This is a genomic window from Exiguobacterium sp. s128 (genome assembly GCF_018618815.1).
GTDB lineage: Bacteria > Bacillota > Bacilli > Exiguobacteriales > Exiguobacteriaceae > Exiguobacterium_A > Exiguobacterium_A antarcticum.
On sequence record NZ_JACSMT010000006.1, the window covers coordinates 62,381 to 85,653 of the forward strand.

The 23,273-nt window shown below is 50.9% G+C and carries 33 protein-coding genes; 3 read left to right on the forward strand and 30 right to left on the reverse strand.

Going from position 1 to position 23,273, the window contains the following annotated elements; all coding sequences use genetic code 11:
• Positions 1–104: 104 nt before the first annotated feature.
• Entirely contained in the window at positions 105–2,006 is a 1,902-nt protein-coding gene (locus KNQ13_RS04130; protein ID WP_026830345.1) for an ABC-F family ATP-binding cassette domain-containing protein, read from the forward strand.
• Positions 2,006–2,398 carry a hypothetical protein gene (locus KNQ13_RS04135; RefSeq protein WP_026830346.1) on the forward strand — a complete coding sequence of 131 codons (393 nt, stop codon included), beginning with the start codon at positions 2,006–2,008 and terminating at the stop codon, positions 2,396–2,398. Before KNQ13_RS04130 ends, KNQ13_RS04135 begins: the two co-directional genes overlap by 1 nt.
• 101 nt (positions 2,399–2,499) lie before the next feature.
• Here the strand turns inward: KNQ13_RS04135 and KNQ13_RS04140 are convergent, their stop codons facing one another.
• Both KNQ13_RS04140 and KNQ13_RS04145 read right to left on the reverse strand, forming a co-directional pair.
• Entirely contained in the window at positions 2,500–3,093 is a 594-nt protein-coding gene (locus KNQ13_RS04140; protein ID WP_026830347.1) for a flavin reductase family protein, read from the reverse strand.
• Positions 3,094–3,116: 23 nt separating this feature from the next.
• Complete coding sequence (locus KNQ13_RS04145; protein ID WP_026830348.1) at positions 3,117–3,515, reverse strand: DoxX family protein; 399 nt, start codon at positions 3,513–3,515, stop codon at positions 3,117–3,119.
• A gap of 351 nt (positions 3,516–3,866) precedes the next feature.
• Here KNQ13_RS04145 and KNQ13_RS04150 point away from each other — a divergent pair, with 351 nt between their 5' ends.
• Complete coding sequence (locus tag KNQ13_RS04150; protein ID WP_209548124.1) at positions 3,867–4,073, forward strand: hypothetical protein; 207 nt, start codon at positions 3,867–3,869, stop codon at positions 4,071–4,073.
• A 53-nt stretch (positions 4,074–4,126) separates the two neighbouring features.
• Here KNQ13_RS04150 and KNQ13_RS04155 read toward each other — a convergent pair whose 3' ends face one another.
• The 28 genes from KNQ13_RS04155 to KNQ13_RS04290 form a co-directional block, all read right to left on the reverse strand.
• Complete coding sequence (locus KNQ13_RS04155) at positions 4,127–4,381, reverse strand: phage holin (protein WP_209548123.1); 255 nt, start codon at positions 4,379–4,381, stop codon at positions 4,127–4,129.
• Positions 4,382–4,397: 16 nt separating this feature from the next.
• On the reverse strand, positions 4,398–5,066 hold the full coding sequence (locus KNQ13_RS04160; protein WP_209548122.1) for a M15 family metallopeptidase: 669 nt from the start codon (positions 5,064–5,066) through the stop codon (positions 4,398–4,400).
• Between the two features lie 16 nt (positions 5,067–5,082).
• Positions 5,083–5,451 carry a hypothetical protein gene (locus tag KNQ13_RS04165; protein WP_209548121.1) on the reverse strand — a complete coding sequence of 123 codons (369 nt, stop codon included), beginning with the start codon at positions 5,449–5,451 and terminating at the stop codon, positions 5,083–5,085.
• A complete protein-coding gene (locus tag KNQ13_RS04170; protein ID WP_209548120.1) occupies positions 5,448–5,771 on the reverse strand; it encodes a hypothetical protein in 324 nt (107 codons plus the stop codon). Before KNQ13_RS04170 ends, KNQ13_RS04165 begins: the two co-directional genes overlap by 4 nt.
• A 70-nt stretch (positions 5,772–5,841) precedes the next feature.
• The gene (locus KNQ13_RS16195) at positions 5,842–6,363 is read right to left on the reverse strand and encodes an acyltransferase (protein ID WP_209548119.1); all 522 of its coding nucleotides are present in this window, start codon (positions 6,361–6,363) and stop codon (positions 5,842–5,844) included.
• Between the two features lie 62 nt (positions 6,364–6,425).
• Entirely contained in the window at positions 6,426–7,265 is an 840-nt protein-coding gene (locus KNQ13_RS04180) for a hypothetical protein (RefSeq protein WP_209548118.1), read from the reverse strand.
• The gene (locus tag KNQ13_RS04185) at positions 7,265–8,104 is read right to left on the reverse strand and encodes a glycerophosphodiester phosphodiesterase (protein ID WP_209548117.1); all 840 of its coding nucleotides are present in this window, start codon (positions 8,102–8,104) and stop codon (positions 7,265–7,267) included. The genes KNQ13_RS04180 and KNQ13_RS04185 overlap by 1 nt, the downstream gene beginning before the upstream one ends.
• Positions 8,104–8,244 (reverse strand): CD1375 family protein, encoded by a 141-nt coding sequence (locus KNQ13_RS04190; RefSeq protein ID WP_209548116.1) that lies wholly within the window; start codon positions 8,242–8,244, stop codon positions 8,104–8,106. Before KNQ13_RS04190 ends, KNQ13_RS04185 begins: the two co-directional genes overlap by 1 nt.
• A complete protein-coding gene (locus KNQ13_RS04195) occupies positions 8,244–8,609 on the reverse strand; it encodes a hypothetical protein (RefSeq protein ID WP_209548115.1) in 366 nt (121 codons plus the stop codon). Before KNQ13_RS04195 ends, KNQ13_RS04190 begins: the two co-directional genes overlap by 1 nt.
• Before the next feature lie 16 nt (positions 8,610–8,625).
• Positions 8,626–10,377, reverse strand: coding sequence for a hypothetical protein (locus tag KNQ13_RS04200; protein WP_209548114.1), 1,752 nt, complete (start codon positions 10,375–10,377; stop codon positions 8,626–8,628).
• Positions 10,374–11,066, reverse strand: a complete 693-nt coding sequence (locus tag KNQ13_RS04205; protein ID WP_209548113.1) for a putative phage tail protein — start codon at positions 11,064–11,066, stop codon at positions 10,374–10,376. The genes KNQ13_RS04200 and KNQ13_RS04205 overlap by 4 nt, the downstream gene beginning before the upstream one ends.
• The gene (locus KNQ13_RS04210) at positions 11,063–12,187 is read right to left on the reverse strand and encodes a baseplate J/gp47 family protein (RefSeq protein ID WP_209548112.1); all 1,125 of its coding nucleotides are present in this window, start codon (positions 12,185–12,187) and stop codon (positions 11,063–11,065) included. Before KNQ13_RS04210 ends, KNQ13_RS04205 begins: the two co-directional genes overlap by 4 nt.
• Positions 12,171–12,659 carry a GPW/gp25 family protein gene (locus KNQ13_RS04215; protein ID WP_209548111.1) on the reverse strand — a complete coding sequence of 163 codons (489 nt, stop codon included), beginning with the start codon at positions 12,657–12,659 and terminating at the stop codon, positions 12,171–12,173. The genes KNQ13_RS04210 and KNQ13_RS04215 overlap by 17 nt, the downstream gene beginning before the upstream one ends.
• Before the next feature lie 8 nt (positions 12,660–12,667).
• Entirely contained in the window at positions 12,668–14,674 is a 2,007-nt protein-coding gene (locus KNQ13_RS04220) for a C40 family peptidase (RefSeq protein WP_209548110.1), read from the reverse strand.
• Positions 14,671–14,916, reverse strand: coding sequence for a hypothetical protein (locus KNQ13_RS04225; protein ID WP_209548109.1), 246 nt, complete (start codon positions 14,914–14,916; stop codon positions 14,671–14,673). The genes KNQ13_RS04220 and KNQ13_RS04225 overlap by 4 nt, the downstream gene beginning before the upstream one ends.
• Positions 14,917–14,927: 11 nt before the next feature.
• A complete protein-coding gene (locus KNQ13_RS04230) occupies positions 14,928–15,467 on the reverse strand; it encodes a hypothetical protein (RefSeq protein ID WP_209548108.1) in 540 nt (179 codons plus the stop codon).
• Positions 15,468–15,470: 3 nt separating this feature from the next.
• Entirely contained in the window at positions 15,471–17,348 is a 1,878-nt protein-coding gene (locus KNQ13_RS04235; protein WP_209548107.1) for a hypothetical protein, read from the reverse strand.
• Positions 17,349–17,564 carry a hypothetical protein gene (locus KNQ13_RS04240; RefSeq protein ID WP_209548106.1) on the reverse strand — a complete coding sequence of 72 codons (216 nt, stop codon included), beginning with the start codon at positions 17,562–17,564 and terminating at the stop codon, positions 17,349–17,351. It lies immediately after the preceding gene.
• Positions 17,564–17,989 (reverse strand): hypothetical protein, encoded by a 426-nt coding sequence (locus KNQ13_RS04245; RefSeq protein ID WP_209548105.1) that lies wholly within the window; start codon positions 17,987–17,989, stop codon positions 17,564–17,566. The genes KNQ13_RS04240 and KNQ13_RS04245 overlap by 1 nt, the downstream gene beginning before the upstream one ends.
• Positions 17,990–18,039: 50 nt before the next feature.
• On the reverse strand, positions 18,040–18,474 hold the full coding sequence (locus tag KNQ13_RS04250) for a phage tail tube protein (protein WP_209548104.1): 435 nt from the start codon (positions 18,472–18,474) through the stop codon (positions 18,040–18,042).
• 2 nt (positions 18,475–18,476) lie between these two features.
• Positions 18,477–19,592, reverse strand: a complete 1,116-nt coding sequence (locus KNQ13_RS04255) for a phage tail sheath subtilisin-like domain-containing protein (RefSeq protein ID WP_209548103.1) — start codon at positions 19,590–19,592, stop codon at positions 18,477–18,479.
• A gap of 15 nt (positions 19,593–19,607) precedes the next feature.
• Positions 19,608–20,060, reverse strand: a complete 453-nt coding sequence (locus KNQ13_RS04260; protein ID WP_209548102.1) for a hypothetical protein — start codon at positions 20,058–20,060, stop codon at positions 19,608–19,610.
• Positions 20,060–20,470 (reverse strand): HK97 gp10 family phage protein, encoded by a 411-nt coding sequence (locus KNQ13_RS04265; protein WP_209548101.1) that lies wholly within the window; start codon positions 20,468–20,470, stop codon positions 20,060–20,062. The genes KNQ13_RS04260 and KNQ13_RS04265 overlap by 1 nt, the downstream gene beginning before the upstream one ends.
• Positions 20,467–20,820 carry a DUF3599 family protein gene (locus KNQ13_RS04270; protein ID WP_209548100.1) on the reverse strand — a complete coding sequence of 118 codons (354 nt, stop codon included), beginning with the start codon at positions 20,818–20,820 and terminating at the stop codon, positions 20,467–20,469. Before KNQ13_RS04270 ends, KNQ13_RS04265 begins: the two co-directional genes overlap by 4 nt.
• Positions 20,817–21,203 carry a protein YqbG gene (gene yqbG, locus KNQ13_RS04275; RefSeq protein WP_209548099.1) on the reverse strand — a complete coding sequence of 129 codons (387 nt, stop codon included), beginning with the start codon at positions 21,201–21,203 and terminating at the stop codon, positions 20,817–20,819. The genes KNQ13_RS04270 and yqbG overlap by 4 nt, the downstream gene beginning before the upstream one ends.
• Positions 21,203–21,340 (reverse strand): Rho termination factor N-terminal domain-containing protein, encoded by a 138-nt coding sequence (locus tag KNQ13_RS04280; protein ID WP_160166523.1) that lies wholly within the window; start codon positions 21,338–21,340, stop codon positions 21,203–21,205. Before KNQ13_RS04280 ends, yqbG begins: the two co-directional genes overlap by 1 nt.
• Before the next feature lie 112 nt (positions 21,341–21,452).
• Positions 21,453–22,379, reverse strand: a complete 927-nt coding sequence (locus tag KNQ13_RS04285; protein ID WP_209548098.1) for a phage major capsid protein — start codon at positions 22,377–22,379, stop codon at positions 21,453–21,455.
• 6 nt (positions 22,380–22,385) lie between these two features.
• Positions 22,386–23,273, reverse strand: a complete 888-nt coding sequence (locus KNQ13_RS04290; RefSeq protein WP_209548097.1) for an XkdF-like putative serine protease domain-containing protein — start codon at positions 23,271–23,273, stop codon at positions 22,386–22,388.

Below are 23,273 nucleotides of genomic sequence, written 5' to 3' on the forward strand. Positions count from 1 at the left end.
AGAATTCTACTCTTCTTGATTGTAAACCACTTCACATAGAGTAACAAATATTATATTCGGCAGGATTTTTCGTGATAGACTAAAGGGTGGAAGGATGGATGGATATGATTCTCTTACAAGTAAACCAACTCTCAAAATCATTCGGCGTGGAGCCGATTTTAGAAAATATTAAACTCGAAGTACAGGAACGGGACCGGATTGCACTCGTCGGTCGAAATGGTGCCGGAAAATCGACACTTTTAAAAATCATCGCCGGAGAACTGTCACATGATTCCGGGGAAATCATGAAGAGTAAGGAAGTCCGGATCGGTTACCTCGCTCAGGACAGTGGACTCGAATCCAACGAATCGATCTGGAACGAGATGCTGACCGTCTTCGAACACCTTCAGGATCAAGAACGTGCATTACGCCGGATGGAAATCGAGATGGGGATGGAGCACATATTAAATGATCCCGTCGCCTATGACCGTCTGCTCAAGACGTACGATCAAGCACAACATGACTTCTCGGAAGCCGGCGGCTATCAGTTCGAAGCCAACATCCGCTCCGTCTTACACGGGATGCGCTTTTATCCGGACGATTATTCCCGCCGGATTCAGACGCTTTCCGGTGGACAGCGGACCCGGCTCGCTTTGGCGAAGATGTTGCTGCAGGCACCGGAACTGTTGATTCTTGATGAGCCCACGAATCACCTCGACATCGATACACTGTCTTGGCTCGAAAGTTACTTATCCGGTTACCGTGGCGCTGTCTTGATCGTGTCCCATGACCGGTACTTCCTCGACCAAGTCGTCAACGTCGTCTATGAGTTGTCACGTAACGTGTCCCGGAAGTTTACCGGCAACTATACAAAATATCTCGAGCAAAAAGCAGCCTTGTACGAACAGGAAATGAAGCAGTTCGAACAGCAACAAGAAGAACTTGCGAAGATGCAAGACTTCATCCAACGTAACATCGCCCGGGCGACGACGACGAAACGGGCGCAAAGTGTCCGCAAACGTCTCGAAAAAGTCGACCGGATCGACCGACCGGATGGTGATGAACGCAGTACCGTCCTGTCATTCCCGATTGAAAAACAAAGCGGCAACGACGTCCTGCAAGTCAATCAACTCGCCGTCGGCTACGAAGAAGCCGTCTCGAAAAATATCACCTTCCGTCTCCAACGTGCAGAGTCTCTGGCACTCGTCGGTCCAAACGGAATCGGCAAGTCGACGTTACTGAAAGTCCTTGTCGGTCGTCTGAAACCGCTGTTCGGTGACTATCGTTTCGGCACCGGCGTTTCAATCGGCTACTACGATCAGGAGCAGGCGGAACTGAACGACCGCAACCGGGTCATCGATGAGATTTGGAACGAGTGGCCGTTGATGCGCGAGCAGGAAGTCCGGTCCGTGCTTGGTCAATTCTTGTTCAGCGGAGACGATGTCTTTAAGCTCGTCCATGAATTGTCCGGTGGTGAACGGGGACGACTCGCCCTTGCGAAGCTGAAATTACGCAAAACGAATCTGTTAGTTCTGGACGAGCCGACGAACCACTTGGATCTCGATTCGAAGATGGTCCTTGAAAATGCGCTCGTCGATTATGAAGGAACCTTACTGTTTGTCTCCCACGACCGTTACTTCATCGACCGTGTCGCGACACGCGTCATCGAGATGAGTGTTGACGGGGTGACTGATTATCTCGGCGATTACTCGTACTATACGGAGAAAAAAGCCGAGAAGGAAGAAATTGCCCGGCTCGAAGCAGAAGAAGCAAAAGCGATCAAGGTCGCTTCGACGAAGACGATTGATAAGGAAGCCCAGAAAGAGGCACGGAAAAAGAAACAGCAACTCGAACAGCTCGAACAGGAAATCGAACGGTTAGAGAACCGGTCGGTCGAAATCGAACAGCTGTTGTGTGAACCGGAAGTCTTTAATGACATTCCAAAAGCAACGTCCCTCTCAACTGAACGCGACCAGATTGATGTCGATTTACTTGAGCTGATGGAACAGTGGGAGTCGTTCCACTGATGCGTTCGAAAAGTTATCTGATCAACCTGATCCAGGGGTTATTGTCCGGTGTCTTGTACTTCGTCCCGATGTACGCCGATTATGTCTCGGCCTTCATCCGACCGGATGCATTTAATGCCGTGTATCCGTTATTCATCTTGATTTCCTGTATGATCGGTCTCGTCATTCAGACATGGAGCGGATTGTTCATCAGTTTGTTGTCCGGCTTATGCTGTACGTTACTGACAACCCAACTTTTCGTCGAGCTCAACGATCCGATGATCGTCATGTATTATGGTGCCGTTTCGCCACTCGTCGCCTTCTTGATCAGTTGTGTCGGCATCTGGGCCCTCGCTGTCCTGTTTTATCTCCTCGACGGCTTCCAGTACAGCAAGCGTCACAACGTCGAGTGATCTTTCCAGCCGGGCAACTCCATTGAATTGAAATAGACGAGGGCAGCGGATACGATACCCGCTGCTCTCGTCTATTCGGCGTGGCTTTATCCGCCTTATTTTTATTTCGTCGGACGAGCAATCGTAAAGATGTCGCCAATCTTGGCATAATCATTGCCGGCAAGACGGGCAATGGCGCCTAAACCGTTGGCATCAATCCGGAACGAGTCGACCAGTTCATCCGCGACGTGGTAACGCACGACTTCCCCAATCAACAGATCGGCTGCGTCCAGTTCAACGTGTTGCGTCAGTTTCAGTTCAAACCGGATTTTCGCTTCCGCAACTGCCGGAACATCAATCAGATCACTCTCGATCAACGTCAGGTTCGTCCGCTCCAGTTCACTTTCACCGTAAGCAAGCGGGGCTGCCGTCTCATTGACCGCTTCGATAATCTCTTCACTGACGATATGGATGACGTACTCGTTATTTAATAAGATATTTTTGGCCGTATCCTTTTCCCCTTGATCCGTCTTTTGGACTGCGATCAATAATTGCGGTGGATGGCTCGAAGCGACCGTGAAAAACGAAAACGGAGCGGCATTAATCGTTCCGTCCGCCCCTTTGGTCGTCACGAAGGCAATCGGTCGCGGGATGATACTCCCAATCAATAACTTGTAGTTTTCCTTTGGACTGAGTGACTGTGCATCAAACTTCATCTTTCATTACCTACTTTCTCTGATCACCCGATTAAGGCGGCGAGTGAATAATCTCCGGCACCAATCAACGCAACACCTAGTGCGATGACGATCAGTGCCATGTTGTATTCGTACCCGTTCTGCGTGACCCAGTAACCATTTTGACCGTGGACCTTGATGATGGCAACAAGCATCGACCCGATAATCAGTGCTGCTGCGAACCATAAGAATAGTCCACTCGCAAACAAGAGACCTCCCGCTAATTCCGCCAGACCGGCTGTTAAAGCAAGTGTTTTACCCGGCTTCATCCCGATCGACTCGAACCAGCCGCCTGTCCCTGCAATGCCATGCCCTCCGAACCAACCAAATAGTTTTTGTGTCCCGTGTGCCGCAAATGTTAATCCAATCACCAATCGAATAAGAAATAATCCTAAATCCATCATCTTGATCAATCTCCCTTTTACTTAATGTTTTTTAATTACTTTTCGTAACCTAAATACGACTATAAATCATCACTTACTAAAAGTAAATAGATTTGTTTTTGTTTATTTTATTACTTTAAGAAATACAGCAGACGGGATACCAGTGGTTACAGGTAGGTAATCTCTCTTATTTGTGTAGCATTGACGGCGCTGATTTGCTTCGGGTGGAAAACGAACTGTGCAGATTACTGTGCAGATGAGAAACCTGCACACTACTATAGAAGGAACTGCACACGGTTTTCGTTTGAACCATACCCACATGGGGTATCATTAAGCATTGACCGTCGCACTGTTTACACAAGGGAGGGCATTATGAAAGTGATGCTGGTAAACAAGACGCAGATCGTGCTGTCGGGAGAGGTACCTGAGATCCTCGCCGCACTCGAACGTCTGACGAAAGGCTTGCAGGTCGATGTGCTCAAGCAGACGGAAACGCTGATGCAGCTCGACGTCACGCAAAGCAAGCAGAAGCGAGAACGCTTCGAGGAACAATTGAAGATGCAACTGGGAGTGTCCTGACGGGCACTCTTTTTGCGCAACAAAAAAAGCCCACCCGTGAGGGTAGGCGTGGGTTATAAGTCGTTCAATCGATTGTAGGTTTTCTTATCATCCAGTGACCGCTGCATCTTCTGTGCTTCCGGTGTGACGTTCTGATTCTTCCACCACGCATAGACCGACACGACAGCCGTTGCGAGCATCGACAGGAACTGCTCGACCTTCTCCGGCGCAAATGGGATGGTACTGTACCCCGCGAGTTGCAGGGCTTGGTTGATCATCGTGAGGACGAGGATGACGAGTGTGATCAGTGCTTTCGTTTTCTCTTGCATAGCGATTCCCCGTTTCTTAGAAGAGTGTGTTCCATGTGGCCGGTCCGACTTCACCGTCTGCCTTCAATCCTTTTCGCTTCTGGTACGCCTTAACAGCTTTCTCCGTTTGCGTATCGAACTTACTAGTCACGCTGGCTTTAACAGCACGTTGTACCCGTTCGATGTCCTTCTTTTCGATACCGACAGCGCCTTTGTAAAGCACCTTGCCCGGATATGGAACGATTGCTTTGCCGTCTCCTTGCGTCGGTTTAGTCGCAGGTTTAGCAGGCTTGCTGATCGGCGTCGAAGATGCCAACACCTTGTCTGAACCATATCCTTTGTAGTTGAACTGCAAGTGTGGCTTATCGACGAATGACGACCAGTCGCCGCCCCATGTGAAGCCAAGGCGTTTCGCTTCAACGACAGCTTTTTTGATATCAGTACGACCGTAGCCGTCCCATTCTACGCCACCTTTTGCTGTGGCAGGAACGAAGTCAAGTGCCTGTCCGACGAGGTGATACGAGTACATCGTTTGTGAGGCGCCTGAGTTTACGTTTGCCTGTTGTTCCGCTTGCGTCCGGCGTGCGTCATAGATCAACACTTCGATGCCGTTCTTAACGAGGTAGTCGTACCATTTCAGTGCGGCTGCCTTTGTGTTTGGCGCCAGTTCTGCGAGTGCGGCACGGTTTCGTTTGTCGTAATACATATGGTAGCCTCCTAGTTTATAATTCAGTGCTGCGGACTTGCGTCATGTTCATGAAGCACATCACGGCGAGGATGGCGAACAAGCCGGTCGAGATGTTCGGGAATGCCGTTGCGAATCCAATGGAAAACGCCGTATAGATCATGCCAGACATGACAAGACCGATACGACGGATGTGGACGTTATTGAGCAGTAAGCCGACGACTTTTGTCATGGCAGCCACGAAGACGGCAATCGCCCAACCGATTTGTGGCATCAGCTGGCGAATGTGCGTGTAGAAGGCATGATTCTGTTCCTCGAACAATTCCGCGAAGATGAAGAACATGATGGATAGGTAGATGCTGAACAGCGTGATGCAGACCTCGAACAATGGGATTGGACGCTTCATCCCCCCACCCCCTTCTGGACGAGGAACACGATGCCGCCGAGGATGGCAGAGAACGTGCCCCCGATGAGAATATTCGTGACGGTGCGGCGGAGCCACTTCGAATCGTCGAGGATGCTACCGACGGAGTCCGTCATGTGTTTGAGTGTCTCCTTGATCTCGCGCTGTTCCCCTTGGATGTGGTCAATCTCGTTATCGACGCGCTCCTTAAAGCGGTCCGTCTTGTCCATCCATTCCTTACGGCGGTCGAACTCGCGCCAAACCGCTTCAATTTCATGCCGTTGTACAGCAGCAGGACGTTCTGCCTGCGGTGGTTGTTCCAAGCGATGACCCCCTAGTGTTATTGAGTTGGATGTGAGGAAAAAGAAAAAAAGAGTAAGCGGATGCCTACTCTTAACTATTAGAAACTTTTAGATTCGGATGTGGTAAGTCCTTGATCTTCCTTGCTGGATTCCCCGCATAGAGGCTATTTGCTTCGCAATCCTTTGTGACAACTGATCCTGCAGCAATCACGCACCCCTCTGCGATTTCAACACCGGGAAGGATAATTGAATTCGCTCCTATCCACGTGCCGTTGCCTACCGTTATTGGCTCGTACGTGTTTTTCCCTGCTCGTTGTGAGGAATCTCCAAGTTCATGAGAAATCGTACAGAAGTTAACATTCATTCCGATGTAACATCTTTCCCCTAGAGTAATAACTCCCCTCTCGTCGTAACCTGAGTGAAACTGAGAATAGAAATTAATGAAACTCTTGGTCCCGATGTTGACGAATTCAGAATTAAAGAAACAGCCAGGTCGAATTTCAGACTGATTTGTTCTGATCCCCATCCAGTTGTAAAGTTTGGTGCGAATTTGTATTGGTATCCACTGACTGTTTGCCAACACGTTGACTATGAACCGCTTATATATATTCATATTATCCTCCGATAAAACTTTGATATTACAAATATATATAAAATCCCTCTGGTAAACAATGGTTAAATCAATTCAATTTCGTTATCTGTTCCACTAAAGAACAAATTGAACCATAATTGCCCAGCAATACTCGCAGGGTTTTGTAACGTATTAGTCGCAACGTCGTAGATTTTCACTTTGCATCCTTGTAAGGAGTAAGCGTATGTGTAAAAGCGATAGTTCGCAGAAACACCGACTGACATTCCACTTACGAAACCAACACCAGATTTAGTGCCTGCGAATGCCTTGGAATGGGTAAAGATAAGCTCTTTGTTTGTTACATCGACTTGTACCGTCGCCATGTCGTCTCCAAAGTTATTCTGGACCGAGTAGGCGCCGGATTCACCTAATACAACATAAGTTCTAAATCCGGGTTTATATCGCTTAGGTCGTGTATTGTAACGGGACTGAATTTCGATATAGCAGTTTTTGGTATAATACTCGCCGATATCACCCGTGAACACACCGAACAATGCGGAATAATAAGAATCGTATTCCACCAGGTAATCAATCTCCACTTTCTCGAACTCGCCTACTTTTTCAATTTGTGTGATATACGAATTCCCCGTACCAGCACCTGAAATGTTCGTTAAAGACCAATCCAATGCGATTTTCGGACGGACGCCTGATACACTCATCAATTCAACTGAGACTTTAATAAAGTCCCCTTTTTGCACGAAACCGATCGGTAACGCGAAGGAACCTTTCTTATCGGCTGCTGCGTCATTCAAGTGAACCGCCTTAAACGTTGTATTGAATGCATACGTATTCGGAGGAAGTGGAGTCGCTTCACTCGTCTTCGTGAAACCAAACGGTGCATAGATATCAAAATCTTTTTCACTCACTAACGAATAAAATCGCATCAAGACACCCCTCTGATTGTATCCGTCGTAATGTACTCCACGCCCCAGCGGGATAGATTCCGCGCTATCGAAACATCGTTCACCGTATAAACTGCGACTGACAAGTTTTCCGCATGAATGGCTTTAACGAGCGACTCAGTCGTGCTTAGATAGTTTAAGCAGTACCCGCAGTTTCCATACTCTTTTAACAAAGCGGTACTTTCCGGGGTCACTGAATTTAAATAAAGACATTCTGACTTTCCACCCCTCGCTCGGAATTCACGAATCAAGTATGTTACAGGGGAAATGATAGATGAGTTGTATTCCATTCCGTATACTTTCAGCAAATCGACTAACGTATTAAGCTGAGCGTAATCATTAATCAGTTTGAATTCGATCATCGGCTTGACATTGTATCTCCGGAACAAAGCTAACGTCTCTTCTAATGTCGGAATCTTTATATTCGGATATTCATTTGCCGCAATTCCCCCGTCGATGGTCAAGGTTTTTAACTGACTGAGGGTTTGGGCTGATACTTGCCCCGCTCCATTGGTCATTCGTTCAAGGGTCAAATCGTGGTGGACCACCAATACCCCCTCTGCTGAAGGTTGAATGTCGAGTTCGATAACCTTGTAACCGGCAAGACATGCCATCTCGAAAGCTAACAGGGTATTTTCAGGGAAGGCGTTGTTTAAACCGCGATGGGCAGTGAATACTGACTTCAATGTGTTTTTTCTCACATCCATCAATTGAAGATTCAAGGTTTGGTCAACTGCGTCAGCCAAAGCGTTAACATCCCGAGGGACTTTAACACTCGCCGTGCCACTGATCTTAGGTAGATTGTAATTTGTAGTCCCCATCACTCCGCCTCCAGTCGCGCCTCTACATAGGGGCGTAGTTTTTCTGGTACGCTTTCAAGCGTCCGCCATTCTGCTCTGATCAAGACGACATATCGTCCAATGGCCAGCTGTTCCAACGTCGTCAATTGTGACTCATCCATCATGCTTCACTCCCTAATAACATTTCGAACATCTCGACAAGCATCGCTGATTGGGCAAGCGCATCGCTTTCAAGACCTTTAATCTGCTCATCTCGCAGTTCCTTCGCTGTTTTCGGCTTGGGCTTCGTTTCTTCCGCAAGTCCATGTTCAAACAACGCATCGAAGTTCTCCTGTACGTAGCCAAGCAGGTTGTCCCGGTCGACAATGGACAACTCGATCTCGTCCCACTCGTAATAGGTGCGTTCGAGATGTTCCTCGTCATCCGCTTTCAAGACGACGTCCTGGCGAAGACGGACCTTCGCCTCCCCGTTCTCGACGCAACGGATCCACACGGGTTCCGGCGACGCATTCCCTCTGACTTTCATTCATCCACTCCCTTTCTTAATACGCGAGCCGGGCGCTGACCCGTGGGTATTGCCCGACACTGAACCAAGTCGGTGCCGTGTTCATGCGGAAAATCCCGGCCGCGTAATCTTCTGATCCATCTCCCCCGACGTGGACATTGGAACTGGCAGCATAGGTTGCATAATCGAACAGACCGGAGTTCGATGTCCCGTCGATGGTTTTCGGCAGGAAGCCCGCCTCGACCGAATCAAAGATATCGGACGTCTGCCCGACGACCTCTCCCACGAAGGCGGTCTGAATCGTCGTCGTGTAGCCTTGCCCGGTGTTGTTGAAGGCACGGTTCCCGATGAGATAGGCATTGCCGGTCGTGATGAAGATACCGTCTACATAGCGACTGTATGCCCCGAACACATCCTCGATACCGCGGTAACTGACGACGGTATCCGCCCGAACAAATCGACTGGCGACTGTCTTACCGTAGGTGTTGTTGCCATGAATCGCCGTCGCCCCGACCGTGAGTGGTGTGCCTTCGATGCCGCCGTAGGACATGTTCGTATCACCAATGCCGATGGCAGCCTGTGAGTTAAAGTTCGCGAATTCGACGAGGTACAGAACTTGAACCGCACTGACGAGGTGGAAGTCTTCGATGCCCCATCCGGCTCCATGTGCCTGTGCCATTTCCCGGAACGTCCCGATGTCGGTTCGATTCAAGGCGATGACATTTGAATAGGAATATAGCTTGCTCCCGACTTTCGTGCCGATAAACGCGCCGACGTAACGTTTCTCGACCTCGTCTGCCTTGCCGGTGCCACGATCGCGATAAAAGGCGGGGTGAATCGTGAACCCTGCCGTCGGACCGTTGGCAATCCAGAACTCGAACCCTTCCGCTGTTTTCACCTTCTTGAACCAAAACTTCGGAATCTCGACCATGACATTTCCTTTCGTCCCGTCGTGCGCGAATGTCGGATCGCCTTGGTAGGATGTGACGGTTCCGTTTGCCGCTAAGTTACAGCGGCGCATGCCGCCCCATGGATAGACGTTTGAAAAGTCACTCGTCTTGATCCCTTCCGCTGTCGAGACATTCCGTCCGACCGCATCGCCGAGGCGTGTGACCTGACCGGTCGTCTTATTCCAGGCAAGACCGAACGAGAGGACCGCTTGCGGGGTCGCCTTGACGCGGTTCGCCGTGTTGCCATTCGTGTTCTGCGCGGCATCCATCGGGAACAGTTGATAAAAGTATTCCGATCCGTTCGTCAGTCCGGCGTCGACGTACCCATTGACCTTGTATTGATCACGTACCGTCGAGGTGACGATCGTCGTTCCGTCGTTGGCGTTGGCAGGGTAGCTTCCGAGCTTCCGGACAACCCGTGTCGCGAACCAGTCGGAATCCACCGGGTCTGCCCATTTGACCGTGACCGCTCCGCTGGCTGTATCTGCCGCAAGACCCGTGACGTTGCCCGGAGGCGTCCGGTCGATGTTCGTCTGGACGTTGCGCCATCGGTCGATGATGCTGTCGAATTTGAGCGTGTCGTTGTCCTGCAGGTTCGTGATTTGCACCTCTTTGTCGCCAATCTTGTAGGCGGGTAGTTGCGCTGTTCCGACTCGACCGTCTGGACCAAGCCCGGCATATCCGTTCGCTTTATTTCGGTTCGTCTTGCGTTCGGTCTTCTCAAACTCATCCGTCAACTTGGCATCGAGTTCGTCCGCCAGTCGGTTATGATCGCCAACGACATCCGCCGGTAATGAGTCATCAAGCTTCGTCAATTGATAGTTGGGCGTTTTGCTCATGTGTTGTCCTCCTTGCGTGTGAGTTGTTCATACGTCAGCCCACTCGCTTCGAGGGCGTCATATGTCGTGTAGCGCGCTTCTGCTTCGTCGTACGTGTCGTAATCGAGCTTGCGGACGAGCAGTTGCTTGTACGTGAGGTTCGCCGCCTTGAGTTCGGCGTAATCATCGAAGTAGTTCTTGACCGTATGGTACGTCGTGAACTTGAATTTGTAGACGATGGCATAGTACGCCGGAATGTTCCGGGCGAGGACCAGTTGCACGTCCTCAATCCGTTCCGGTATGCCGTAGGTATCGCGAAACTCGACCGTATAAATGAACTGATCGTAATCGATCGTGATGTCGACGAGTCCACCTGTGAACACGCCCGCGAGCGCTTCGAGGTCATCGATGGTCAAGGCTTTCCCACCTCGCATCGTCGCCCGTAAACGAGAACGTCGGGCATCCAAGGAACGGGCAATGCCGTCCCGCAGTCCGTAGAAGTCCTCCTTCAAAGAAAGACCCCAATCCGTCGCCGTCTCAATGAGCAGCTCCGAATAGAGGTACCGGTCAATCGTCTCCTGTTGTTGGCTGAGCGCGTGCGCCCCGGCGAGGAAGATGCCCTGCATGTCGAGGTGTTCCCGCCAGTAGTCGGCGCTCATGTCTAAGAATTCCTGCTGCATGTCGTAAGCGAGTGGTGAGACATTGATCATGTCAACGTCACCGTCCCGAGCGTCGCGATTTCCTTCGTACCCGGCGTGATGTTCGCCGTCCCACCATTGACGAGTAGGTTCTCGACGTCGACCATGCCCGGTTGGTCAATCAGCAGGTTGAATAGTTGGGCGTACCGGATGACGTCACCACTGAACGCACGCTCGGCTAAGTAATCCTGCAACGCTTGTTCGAACGCCACTTCGACGTCGGCAAACACGGCGTCCGCCTCGATCGTAATGTTGGCCGCGATGGAAATCGGCAAAGCAGTCGGAGCGAGGACAATATTGTTCGCAATCAATGCCCCTTTGGCGCTGACCTTGGCTTGGGCTTCCGCGACTTGCTCCGCTGTCGGCATGCCTTCTTTCGACGCGACAAGGATCGTCACGCTCCCTGGCGATGGATCCGCGCGGAAGACTTTCGCCTTCGTGATGCCGGTCGCTTCAAGGGCCCACGCTTCGTAATCGTCGAGGTTGCCGGCACCGGACAGGTTTCGGGCGACTAGTCGCATCCGGGCTTTGAGGTCATTGTCCGACTCTTGATCAACACCTTGCACGATGGCTTCTGTGTTGGTCACACGGACCAAATCTTTTAAATCTCCATCAACGAGATTGATGGCCCCTTCGACGACGTTATAGATGATGCCGATGTCGCTTGCTGTCGCGGTACTCGTTGCCTCTCCGGGAATCAGATAATCCGGGTCTGGCTGTTCTTCCGGCGGCACTAATACGACATCCTCGTCGAGGGTGTAGCGTAAATCCCCGCCGGTATACAACGAGGTCCCTTTCGGTACAGTCAATGCAACGAACGAAGTAAGGGTCACAGGAACAACAGCTTGGACGCCGGGTTTCCGACCATCTTCGAGCAAGTCTTTTGCATGTTCATCGAGGTACGTTCCGAAGGATAGTTGCGGGATGGCTGCCCGGATTGCGTCGAGAATTTCAATCGATTGCCCACTGACGATGATAGCCGTCGGGCGTGTGGCATCCCAGACCGGTTCCCCGACTCGAATGTCGATTTTCGAATCGTTCTCGAGCGCGACCTGTAACATATCTGCATGGATGTCGTCGACGTCACGCGGCTCAATGACCGGTAAAAACTCCGTTTCAAATTCCAATGCCATTCAATTCCACCTCCGTTTCTTCTCCGTTCTCGACCGTGACGATGATACGGGCCGTCACCTTATCGTTGACCACCTTGGCATCGACAACGGTCAACATTTGAACGTCCGTCAGCTCGACGAGCGCCTGGTCACAGATGCCTTGCAGGGCTTGCGTGATGTCTTCATTCGATGCGTAGACCTCACCGACCAATTCGTAAATCAGCGAGCCGTATTCATCGCTTTCGTAGTCCACGGTCCCGTTTCCTGGATAGACCTCAAACTCACCACGCGGGGTCAACATGTATTTGACGACTCGTTCAACGATGGCCTGTTCACCCGTCGCCCGTCCTCCGAATCGACCGGTGCCCCATCCCATCGTCCATGTGCTGTCGCGTACTGGAGCCGAAAGCGGTTGATCCGCAAGGACATTCTCTTCCTCTTGCAACGTTTCCGCTGTATCAAGGATTTCTTCAATGATTTGTTCCGCGTTCATGATTCACCTCACAGTACCCGACGTACTTCGAGTAAGTATTTTTTCCAGTACGGTCCATCGTACCGTTCTTTTATACAACCGCCGCTTTGTAGGTCGATCATCATCCCTTTTTCAGTAACGATGCCGACGTGTGATACACCTGCTCGATACGTGCCCGCGAAAAAGACAAGGTCCCCAGCTCGTGCATCAGCAAAACTAATCTTTTTGCCTTTCGCGAGTTGGTTACTTGTCCCATCGCCGATGTTTAAACCAATTGCTTTCATGAAGACGTACTTTGTGAATCCAGAGCAGTCACCCGTCCCGTTAACGATTGATTTCCCACCGAAGACATACCGGAGTTGCCCGACCCATTTCTGTGCCTCAGCCACAACGTCTGCCGCTTTCCCAGTAGCAACACCGCTATCTGAACCGCCGCCTGTTTCTCCGCCACCTGTTGCATCTTCCGGTGTTTTCGGTGGTGTGTATTCCGGTTCCGGTGTCTCGTCAATATTTGAGAGCGTCAAGGTCATGTTGTGCCCGAACTCATCAATGCGATGATCGTCCGAACGGATGTACCATGTCCCACCCGCGCCAACGAGACTGTCTTTGAAGACCACCTTTCGTCCGGTCACGCCAAAGACTGTGCCCGGTAACTTGACCGTCACGATTCGTTCTTCACGTAATAAGTCTTTTGCAAGTGCCTTACGCACATCTTCGAACTCTTTCTTCGAGTCGAATGACCCTTTTTTCTGTGCGATGATGACACCGAGCTTCTTCCGTAAATCCGAATCGAGCGTATACGTCCGTTCCGAATCGACAGTGACCGGCTTCGTCGTCCCCGTTTCCTTATAGTTGTTGTTGCTTTCCGTAATCAGGCTATCCGGATCGCCACCCATTCCCGTGTACAATCCAATTGCCCATTGTTGATAGGCGTAAGAATAATCAGTTTCGGAATACCCGACCCAAAAACGTGCCATCTCCGCGACGCTCATTTTCTTACCCAAACTCTTTGCAATGTTACCTTTTTCATACAGGAAGATATCCGCTGCCTTGCGCATGTTGTATTCAGCTTCAAGTAGACGTGCCCAATCCAAGTCGGTATCTACTTTTGAGGGAACGATTTGGAAGAGTCCACGTGCCCGGTCGCCGTTTGAGAGCCAGGGACCCAGTGCTTTTTTGTCACCTTCTGATTCAATGGTCATGATGACTTTAAGGAACAATGGATCGATGCCGGCTTCTCGGCCGACCTTGATCATCAAATCATTCCACTTGTCCGTCCCCTTCATTCGGGAGCCCCATCCACTTTTGCCAACGATGTAATCCGGTCCATGGTATTTCGAAGAATCCATGAGGGTCGCAGTCGATTTGCTACCTGGCGCATCCGGAGTTGTCGAACCGGTATTTGAGTCAATCGTGACGTCGTATTTGATGGCCGTGTAGGTACTCTCCGCTGAACGGACAGCATCAATCGATTGCACAACGTCCGCTTCGATGACGACCCCATTCAAGGCGCCTCGCTCGCGGAACTCCAGTTTCCCTTTGCTGACCCGGACGTAATACCGCTTACCTGTCCGTTCCCGCTCCATGCCCATGACGGTGTACAGGATGGTTTGCATCGTTTCCCCGACGAACTCCAAGTTCTTATACGTCTTTTTCGTCTTCTTGACGTAGCCCGGTTCGATGCCAACTTTCTTACAGCACAACTCGAACACTTCTGACAATGTAATCGATGCCCGTGAAAAGGATATTTGCGACCGAAAGAGGTAAAAGGCGTCGTCGTGACACGTTAATGCGACGTCGCCCGTGCCCATTTTTTGAAATTTAAAGACACGCCCCGTGAAAATGAGCGTGTCCCCTTTATAGATCCGTATCTTTTCGCCGGTGTTGTAGGGTACGCCCGAGAGTGACGTGACCGAGACAATCGCGGTCCGATACATCTTCTCGACGCTTCCTGTCCAGCTGACGTCTTTGATGAGCTTGCTGACATCGTAGCGCCGTTTCCGCTTGCGGTGATAGTAATAGACGGTATAGCTCATGAATTTACAAGCCTCCCGAGGACGATGAACATACGTGTCGTCATGTCCTGAATCATCACGACACGGTCCCCGACTGCGGCATCTTTTGCGGCAGCTGTCGTCCATTCTGCGGCTCCGACCGTCCCGTTGTTCGCTCCGACCATCAGTGGTGTAATGGAGGTAATGGAACCGATGAATAAGCGGACGTCCGTATTCTTACCTTCTTCTTTGATGTGTTTATTGAAATCGTCTGCCCAGCCCATGGAATCCCTCCCTACTTGATGATTTTCGTCTTGACCTTCGGATTGTACTGTTCGGTGATCGTGATCGTGTAGCGAATGTCATGCGTGCCTGGCTCGACATCCCATTCAAACGAACGGATGTCATAATAATTGTCGATATACAGTGCCGGGATCCGAACGCGGACCCGCGAGTCGTTGAACTGGCGGTCATCGAACCACCGGGCGAGCTTGACCGGATTCTCGACCTGGTTGACTTGCAGGAAGCCATAATCGATGGCCGGAAAGAATGAACTCCATGTCATCGACCGACCGCCGACTGCGCCCCGTCGTGTGTGGATTCGCTTCTGGAGCGTCGGGATGTCATCGTAATTAGCAAGGCGTGTACTCGGCATCGATTCGGGTGTCACCGGGATGACGACCGTCCGCGATTTGTTCGTCAGGACCGTTTTATTCTTCGTGACGTAGGTCGTGACGTACTTGCCGTTGACTTTCTTGCGGACTTTCTCCCGGACCTTCTTCGTGGTCTTGCCTTTATAGTAGTGCGTGAACTTGACGTCGATTGATTCCCCCATCGGTTACCCCCTCGCTTGCAGACGCATGACGATGGATTCCCCGATTGCGTCGATGTCTTCATTACTGCGGACGTTCATCGTCGTGACGTTGATGACGACGCCGTTTGATGCTTCTTGCGTACCACTTTGCATAAGTTGTGAATAATCGCGGTTTTCTGCCCGTGTGAGGACACGTTCGCCTTTGTGCAGGTTTGCCTTGTAATCGTCTTTCGGGACGTAAGAGAGCCCATTGGCGTGCGAGCCATCCGCTTGTCCACCGAACCATCCGGCGACTGCGTTTGCTCCACTTTTGATCCCGCTCCATGTGGCATCTGCACCATCTTTGACAGCATGACCGAGCAGATTATCTCCAAAGAGTGGAATATCATCTGTTTTCTTCGTGTTTTCTTTAAACTTCGTGACTGGATTCCAATCTGGTTTGAGGTTACCCCAGTCGACACCTTGCCAGGCTTCGAGCGTGTCGTTGACCGGACCGCCAATCAAGCCGTATTGCTCATTGGAAGACTTATTCTCTTTATCCGCATTCAAACCGAGTGCTGAAGCTAATCCGGACTCTTGGGCGTTACTCCACCATTCATCAAGCGGCTTTAGAAACTCCATGGATTGACCAATGGCGATTAACCCGTCGTTGATCTTGTCGATGAATCCTGCGACCCCGTCGAGGACGTCCCCGAAGTTTTTGAACGAATCTTGCGGCTTCGATAAGTCGCCACCCGATAAGACCGTCATGAGCGTGCCGAATGTCGTGGCTGTCGAATCGATGATGTTGATGACGCCGTCAAACGTGTTCTCTGACCACTTCGTGATGTCCGCCCACGTGACTTGAACCCCGTCCCCTAAAGCGAAGACCCGCTTCAGCACGCTTTGGAACCGGTCACTCATGGAGTCTGTGAATTTCTTCATTTCGTCTTTTTGCTTGAACATGCCGTTCAACATTTTGAGGTACGGCTTTAATTCTTCAACCATCCCGAATCCAGCTTTGACCCCGAGTTCTTGGATGTTTGATTTGGCGTTCTCATACTGGGCAATCCCTGTATTCCGGGACTTTTCTAAGAAGTCTTGGTCAAATCCTTTATCGGAGATGACCTTCTCGACGATCTGGTAGTATTCTTCCGGTGATAATCCGGCTTTGTAGCCTTCCTTGTAGAAGGAAGCACGATCCAACTCGAACCGGTCGACGATGGAGTTTAAGTCACCCGACATCGCTTGCTTCATGGCGTACGAAGCCCCTTTGTATCCTTGCTCCGGGTCGGTTAAAGCAATCCGTTCGGTCAGGTTGTTGACATCTTTCAACATTCCGCGATCCTGCGTCAGACCAAGCATCCCTTTCGTACCCGTCAAAATTTCCGACACCCCGAACACTGAGTCCTGCGCTTGGGCTTCGATGTCTTTCATGATGCTCGGGAGCATCGATTCATCTTTCAACGTGGCACCCACTGTGACTGTATCAGCTTCTCGTTTCATGGCTGGCATCAACACATTATCGAATGTCCCTTTGACGGCCATGGCACTGATTGCCGTACCGGCACCAATGGCAGCGACGGAAATGCCACCAAGCAATGTCGTGATTCCGCTCAGACCATCCGATAAACGAGAGAGCGGCGTACCGCCCATTTCACGCAAGGCAAAGTTGGAACGTTTGGCACTGTCGTCCATTCGCAAGAACGCACCATCCACGACCTTTAGTCGTCCGTGTAGGCTATTGTATGCCCCTTCGACCCGCTTGGCTTGGTTGCTGGAGGATTGCCCGAAGTTTTCCGTCTCACGACTGGTCCGCTTCAAGGCATCTTCTGACTCTTTGGATTTCCGAATGAAACGGTCCAGAATGGAAGAGATTTTGTCTTTCGCATCAAAAATGACCGTATACCGTTTGTCTGACATTTACATCACTCTCCCTATCCCGTGGCTTAACCGTTCCTGTTCTTCTTTGAGTTGCAAGCTGATCGAGAGAATCATCACCCGTTTGGCTTCCTCGTCCCACTGGTAGGATTCGTGTATCGGAATCCCGTGTAAGCGGAACAAGTGATGGAGCCAATAAAATTCGTCGGGTGGTTCTCCCTTTTCAATCGGACTGCCGTCCTCCTGCAACCCTTCCATTAGTTTTTTGCGGCTTCGTTATCCTTCTTTGCTTTCTCTTTCGGGATGAATCCGATACATTCGAGAGCGGCGGCATTGATGATTTGTTCCTCGGCATATTCAATGAACTTTCCGACCGCTTTAATCGGGTCAAAATCCATATCGAGGGATTCGTACAAAGCACCCGAGAAAACCTTCTCTTCGTTGTGGTCATAGAGACTGGCCGCCACAATGAGCGCATCCAAGCGATTGCGATAGATATCCTCATGTGCCGGGTTCTCCGGATCTAATCCTTCTTTCGCTTCTTTTTTAGCTTGTTTGAACTCTTCTTTCGTCAACTTGACATAGAACGGTGTGTCCGCAAGCCCTTCGAGTCCGATTTCGATTTTCTTATCTTCTTCACTTCGCTTGAGTAAGCGATCAATCAACTTCTGGTTTACTGCCATATGTGTTCTCCTCCTCCAAATTAAGTAAAAAAGAGCGGTTGCCCGCTCTCTTAACGATTGTCACCATTGATGATTTTTGCGTCGTCACAGACGAACTGCATTTCCTTCTTGACCACTTCACCGACCTGCCAGTTGACGAGGTCACCTTCTGTAAACTGGACGTTGACGATACGCCATTTGAATCGTTCGCCCGATTCTCCATCTTCCAGTTCACAGTAAATGTCGATACGGTCTTGACCACGGAACTCGGTCGCTGTCTTCATGGCTTTCTGCAATGCGAGTGTGTACTCGAATCCGCCGATCGTACCGCTGTATTTTACGTCCGTCGTCTTGTGTTTCGTAACGATTTGACGTGGCAGTTTGATTTCTGCTTTGCCGACCGACATTTTCACTTGAATCCGGTCGATGTATGTGAGTTTGTTGCCGGAAGACCAGGACACCATCATCCCGGTTCCAAGCATTACATCCTTACCTGTTACCGCCATGCTTATGCACCTCCTGTGGCAGCCGTCGCAGGGACGCTACCGAGTTGGAAATCGATGAAGAACTGCTCGGCCGCATCGATGAAGAACCCTTGCGTGAGCAAGTAGATGCGATCCCCAACAGAAGGGAAGTCTGGGTGAAGCGCCGTGACCGTTCCCGGTGCGAGGACTTCTTCCCGAATCAACGCATCGTTGAAATCATTAAGTGCGCCAATCAGGATGTCCTGACCTTCCCGGTCGTTATTGATCTTGCCGATGAACTGATCTTCGACCGCTTGATTGAGTGCTGTCTGATAGACCGACGCATTGTAGGCGATCCGAAGTTTCCCGCCAGCGTAATGCGGCTTGCTCGGGTTCGTCCCTTCGATGACTTTGCTTGATGTAATCGCCGCTTCAAGCACAACCTGACTGCCATTGTGAATCGGGACCGCGATGCCTGCCGTGTACAAGTCTTCACGCTGTGCTTTCGTCAAACGACGTTCAACGTCTGCGAGGAAGTTGATGCTTTGACGCGTGAGGGAACCTTGTCCCATCCCTTTCGCCCCTTGAGCGCCTGCGATCCATGCCGCAAGTTCACCCGGCGACACGACGTTGCCTTCGATGTCGACGCCACCCATACCGACGTGCATGATGTCCCCGTGCTTACCCGTTGCGTACAGACTCTTGATGGCTGTGTTATCTGCCAGTCCTGCCGCTCCACCGACGACCGCGACATAGTTGATGCCCGTCTCGATGTTCGCGATACGCCATGATTTGATGTCCGCCATGTCATCTGCTACCACGTCGCGTCCCATCGTGAAGACGTCAAAGTAATACGGATCAAGTTGTTTGAGCGAGTCACTTAACTCCTCGTTGTCGTTCGGGACATAAGCGATGATCTTGCGTGCCCCGCCTGCGAAGCAACGTTTCGCGAACTTGTAGTTCGAGACGCCTAGCGCCTCAACGGCACCGCCGACACTCGTCAACTCGGTGACTTTTCCTTTAAAGGCCGTCAACCCCGGTGTGACCATCGCGATGACGCCACGTTCTCCGGGACGGATGACAGATTCTTGCATTTGTTCGATAGCTTGATATAGCCCTGGTAAAATCGGATCTTGTCCGTTCTTATCCCAAAATGGCATGCGTTTACCCCTTCCTTAAACCAAATAAGACGTCGACCGTTGAAGTATTGGTCCACGTTGATCGATATGTTCGATGGTTTCCTGCCACATGACCGTCAAGGTCACGGCACCGACCGCATCCACTGGATTTGGAATCGAGCGGAGGTTCGGTTCACTGACGACAAACTTCCCGATGACTGCCCCGGCTTCCGAAAGGAGCGGGACGCGGTTTCCTGCCCGTTGTAAGGCAAGCAGCACCTTCTCGGCATCCGTTTCTGCGGCTAAGCGCGTCGGAGCAAAGAATGTGACCGTCGCCATCACTTCACGCAACGACAAACCCCCTGCCCCGGCAACACCCATCGTGATAGGTGTGCTGGAGTAGAGGGATTTGGTCGTGAATGAGGTCGGAACCTGATCGCGGTAGTATTTCGTGAGCCCGGACGAGTCGAGGCAGAACTTGATGAAGCTGCTGTGCTTTTGGATGCCCATTAGACACCTCCTAATTGACGCTCGATGATACGGGCCAATCGTTTGTTGATACCAGCAGACATGTAACGCTCTGCAATGTAGACCGCGGAGTCAAAGAAATGGGTTGGCTCGACGAAAGATTTGTTGGTCCCTGTCGTCCAGTGCCCCTCGTTGACGAATTTCGCATACGGACTCGTGGTGCCCGCTTCCACCCGCATGCCGTCATTACTTTTTTCGAAGACGTTCAAACTGTTACCTAAACTAAAACTATTGAGCATATCGCGTGTATCAACGAGCTGTTGCCGGACGATCTCTTTCCGTGTTTCCGCGAGTAACTCCGCGCCGACCGCTTCCACAATCAACGGGAGTTCCTTTCGGATGCCACGCTTGAGACGTTCGAGATCCTTGTCGAGATTCCCGAAGTCGCTCATAAGACCGCCTCGAGGAACAATTCACACTCGATATGATGCTGTTTCACCTTGCGCGGAATCCCTGCCTTGAAACGGTTTCCTTCGATGACCACGCGGTCACCAGTGCGGATGTCCGCCTCATACCTGAAGTGACAGACCCAGTTGAGACTCAGGATTTGCATGTTTTCCGTTTGCAGGAGTTGGTTCAGCGTGCCTGTTCGTTTGACCAGGTAACATTTGACGCCTGTTGCATCCGGTGTGCTCGGATACGAAAAAGCGTCCTCTGACGGGAGACCGAAGCCTCCGCCGGAAGACGTGGTGTCGAGATGATAGATGTCGGCGCGGTCGGAGAGTAACTTGTCGTAACTCATACGAATCGCATCCTAACCTTGGGTGTTTCGACGACGACTTCTTTGACGTAGTCCTCAAGCAATGCCGTGATTTCCGGTTTTCCTTCAAGTCCTTTGTCGTCTGCCATCGTATAACCATAGTCACCAATCTTTTCGCTCTTATAGCCCTTCACCGCGCTCTCATCGAGGGCAGAAAGGGCATAGTATTCCGCGAGCTTCTTGCACGCTAACTTGACAGTCGGAGGGACACTCGGATACTCATTCGTCGGAAACTTATGATGTACATATTTGAATATGTCGGCTTCCGCTTGAATAATATCGTCTGTCAGTTGCTGATCAGTTCGCCCCTTGACCGAATCAAAACTGGTATAGGCACGTAGTTCCACCGGTGTGATAACTCCCATCAGACCCCTCCTTCCTGCGTCGCGAGAATCGCGTCAATCAGTTGTGCTTTCGTCATGCTCGACCGGCCCACGATCTCGAGTTCCGCGGCGAGCGACGTCAGATCTGTTTTCGTCATGCTTTCCAGCACGTCACGCATCGTGTAAGGCTCCTGCGTCAGCAGTTCATCGTACGTCAGGCCGAGTTCCTCCATCATTTGATAGATGCCGTAGGTCTCGACCTGGTCATACGTTAGTGCGAACGGAGCCGGCTCAGGGTGTGACGGCGTCAGCACCGATGTAGACGAGCGCTTTCGGCGTACGGATGATGAAGTCGATTGAAGACAGGACGAAGTGGTATGTTGCTTGTTTCGCTACAGCACGTTCACTTGTACCCGAACGATCGTACTGAACGTTGAAACCAGTAACGACTGCAAGGTTTTCGAGTGGTGTAAAGAGAACGACGTCGTCTTCGATGTGATCAACCAATTCGATTGCGTAGCCGTGAAGTTTTGAAAGTTCACCATCGATGAGGACAGCGTCCCCTTTAGGTGTCTCACGTTCCATAACTTCCGCTTGAAGTGCAGCATGTGTCCCTGCGCCCATGATCCAAACAAAGCGACCGGCACGGAGCTGTTCACGTGCAACTTTGACTGGTACTTTTTGAAGGTCAGCCACTTTAACAACGCCAGTAACGTCGTGTTTGACTGTATCCGCATTCTCACGAGCCAGTTTCAAGAAACCATCTTGAAGTTTCTCAAACAAATCCGCCGAGTCTTCATCGCCATTGAATGCGAGATCCTGCAAATCCGCTCCGAACTGCTGCTGAATCATGCTTGTGATGATTGTTTCGATGTTTTGACCACGTGAGCGAGCTGTGTAGTAAACATCAGAGTTTTTCAGCCATGTATCTGTGTACACTGGCTTGAGTGTGAACGGTACCGAACGTTCTTCTGTAAGGTCTGAACCAGTCGGCTCTGTGTCGAGTCCGAGGTGCTCTTTCAAGTTACGTTTCTTGATACCGATCATGTCGATTGTTCCGACAGGAGCAGTTGCAGGGTAGATGAACAATTTGGCGAGTGTTGTGCCTTGTGCTACGACGTCTTGCATGTAAGCACGACCGACGTCCTCCGGTAGTGTGACTGAACTGTTAGCTTTTTTGATTGCTTCTAAATCTGCGAGCATTTCATTGTTGTTCAATTAGTTTCATCCTCTCGGTCCGAAGTATTTTGTGTATTCAGCTTGTAAAGTTGGCTCTGCCTTCTCAATCTCCGTGTGTGATCCCGGGAGTTGTCGGACAGATAGCTGTTTTTCGAGTTCTGCGATCTTCGCCTGCGCTTTCTCAAGCTCAGATGCTTCCGGATCTGCTTGTTGTGCGTCCGGTTCTTCCGGCTGACCGCCTTCTGGAGCGGCCGCCTGTTCCGGTTCCTCTGCTTTCGCAACAGGGAGAGCGGATTTCAAGAAGTCCATCATTTCGCTCTTGAACGAATCGAGTTCTTTCTGCAATTGTTCCTGTGTCATGTCTGTCACCTCCTCTCCCTGTTCGTCTGGTAGAAGCCCCATGTCTTTGAGGACTTCCGCGACGGAATCTTTCACCTTGGCAAGGAACGACTTGTGGTCCTCTGCCTTTTCGATGACCTCACCCATGCCAGCGAGTGAGAATCCGGTATATTCACCCTTTTGGATGCCGGTCCACACTTCGTCCGCTACCTTGACGGCCATGACCCACGTGCCTTTGGTGACAGTCTCGCCACCGAGTTCGAAGTCAGCCGGTGCAATATAGGACTCGATGACATCCCCAACCTGTGAGGTGAAGTCGTGCTGCTTATCGATTTGGCGGTAATCCTTGAGGAAGATGTGCGCCGCCTTCTCGATTTCGTCCGCAGTCATGTAGTCGTCGTGCGCATCCTTGATGAGTGGTTCATACACGATGCCGTAAGCGATTTGCTGTGATTCATCCTGCTTGAGGATATTCATGTCGCGGGAAACGTTTGGTTGCTCCTCGCTTTTGGTCAACAAAAAAGACCGCTTATTGGCGGCCTTGTCCACGATGGAGACGTGGGATACAACTAAGTTTTTGATTTCACGTGGCAT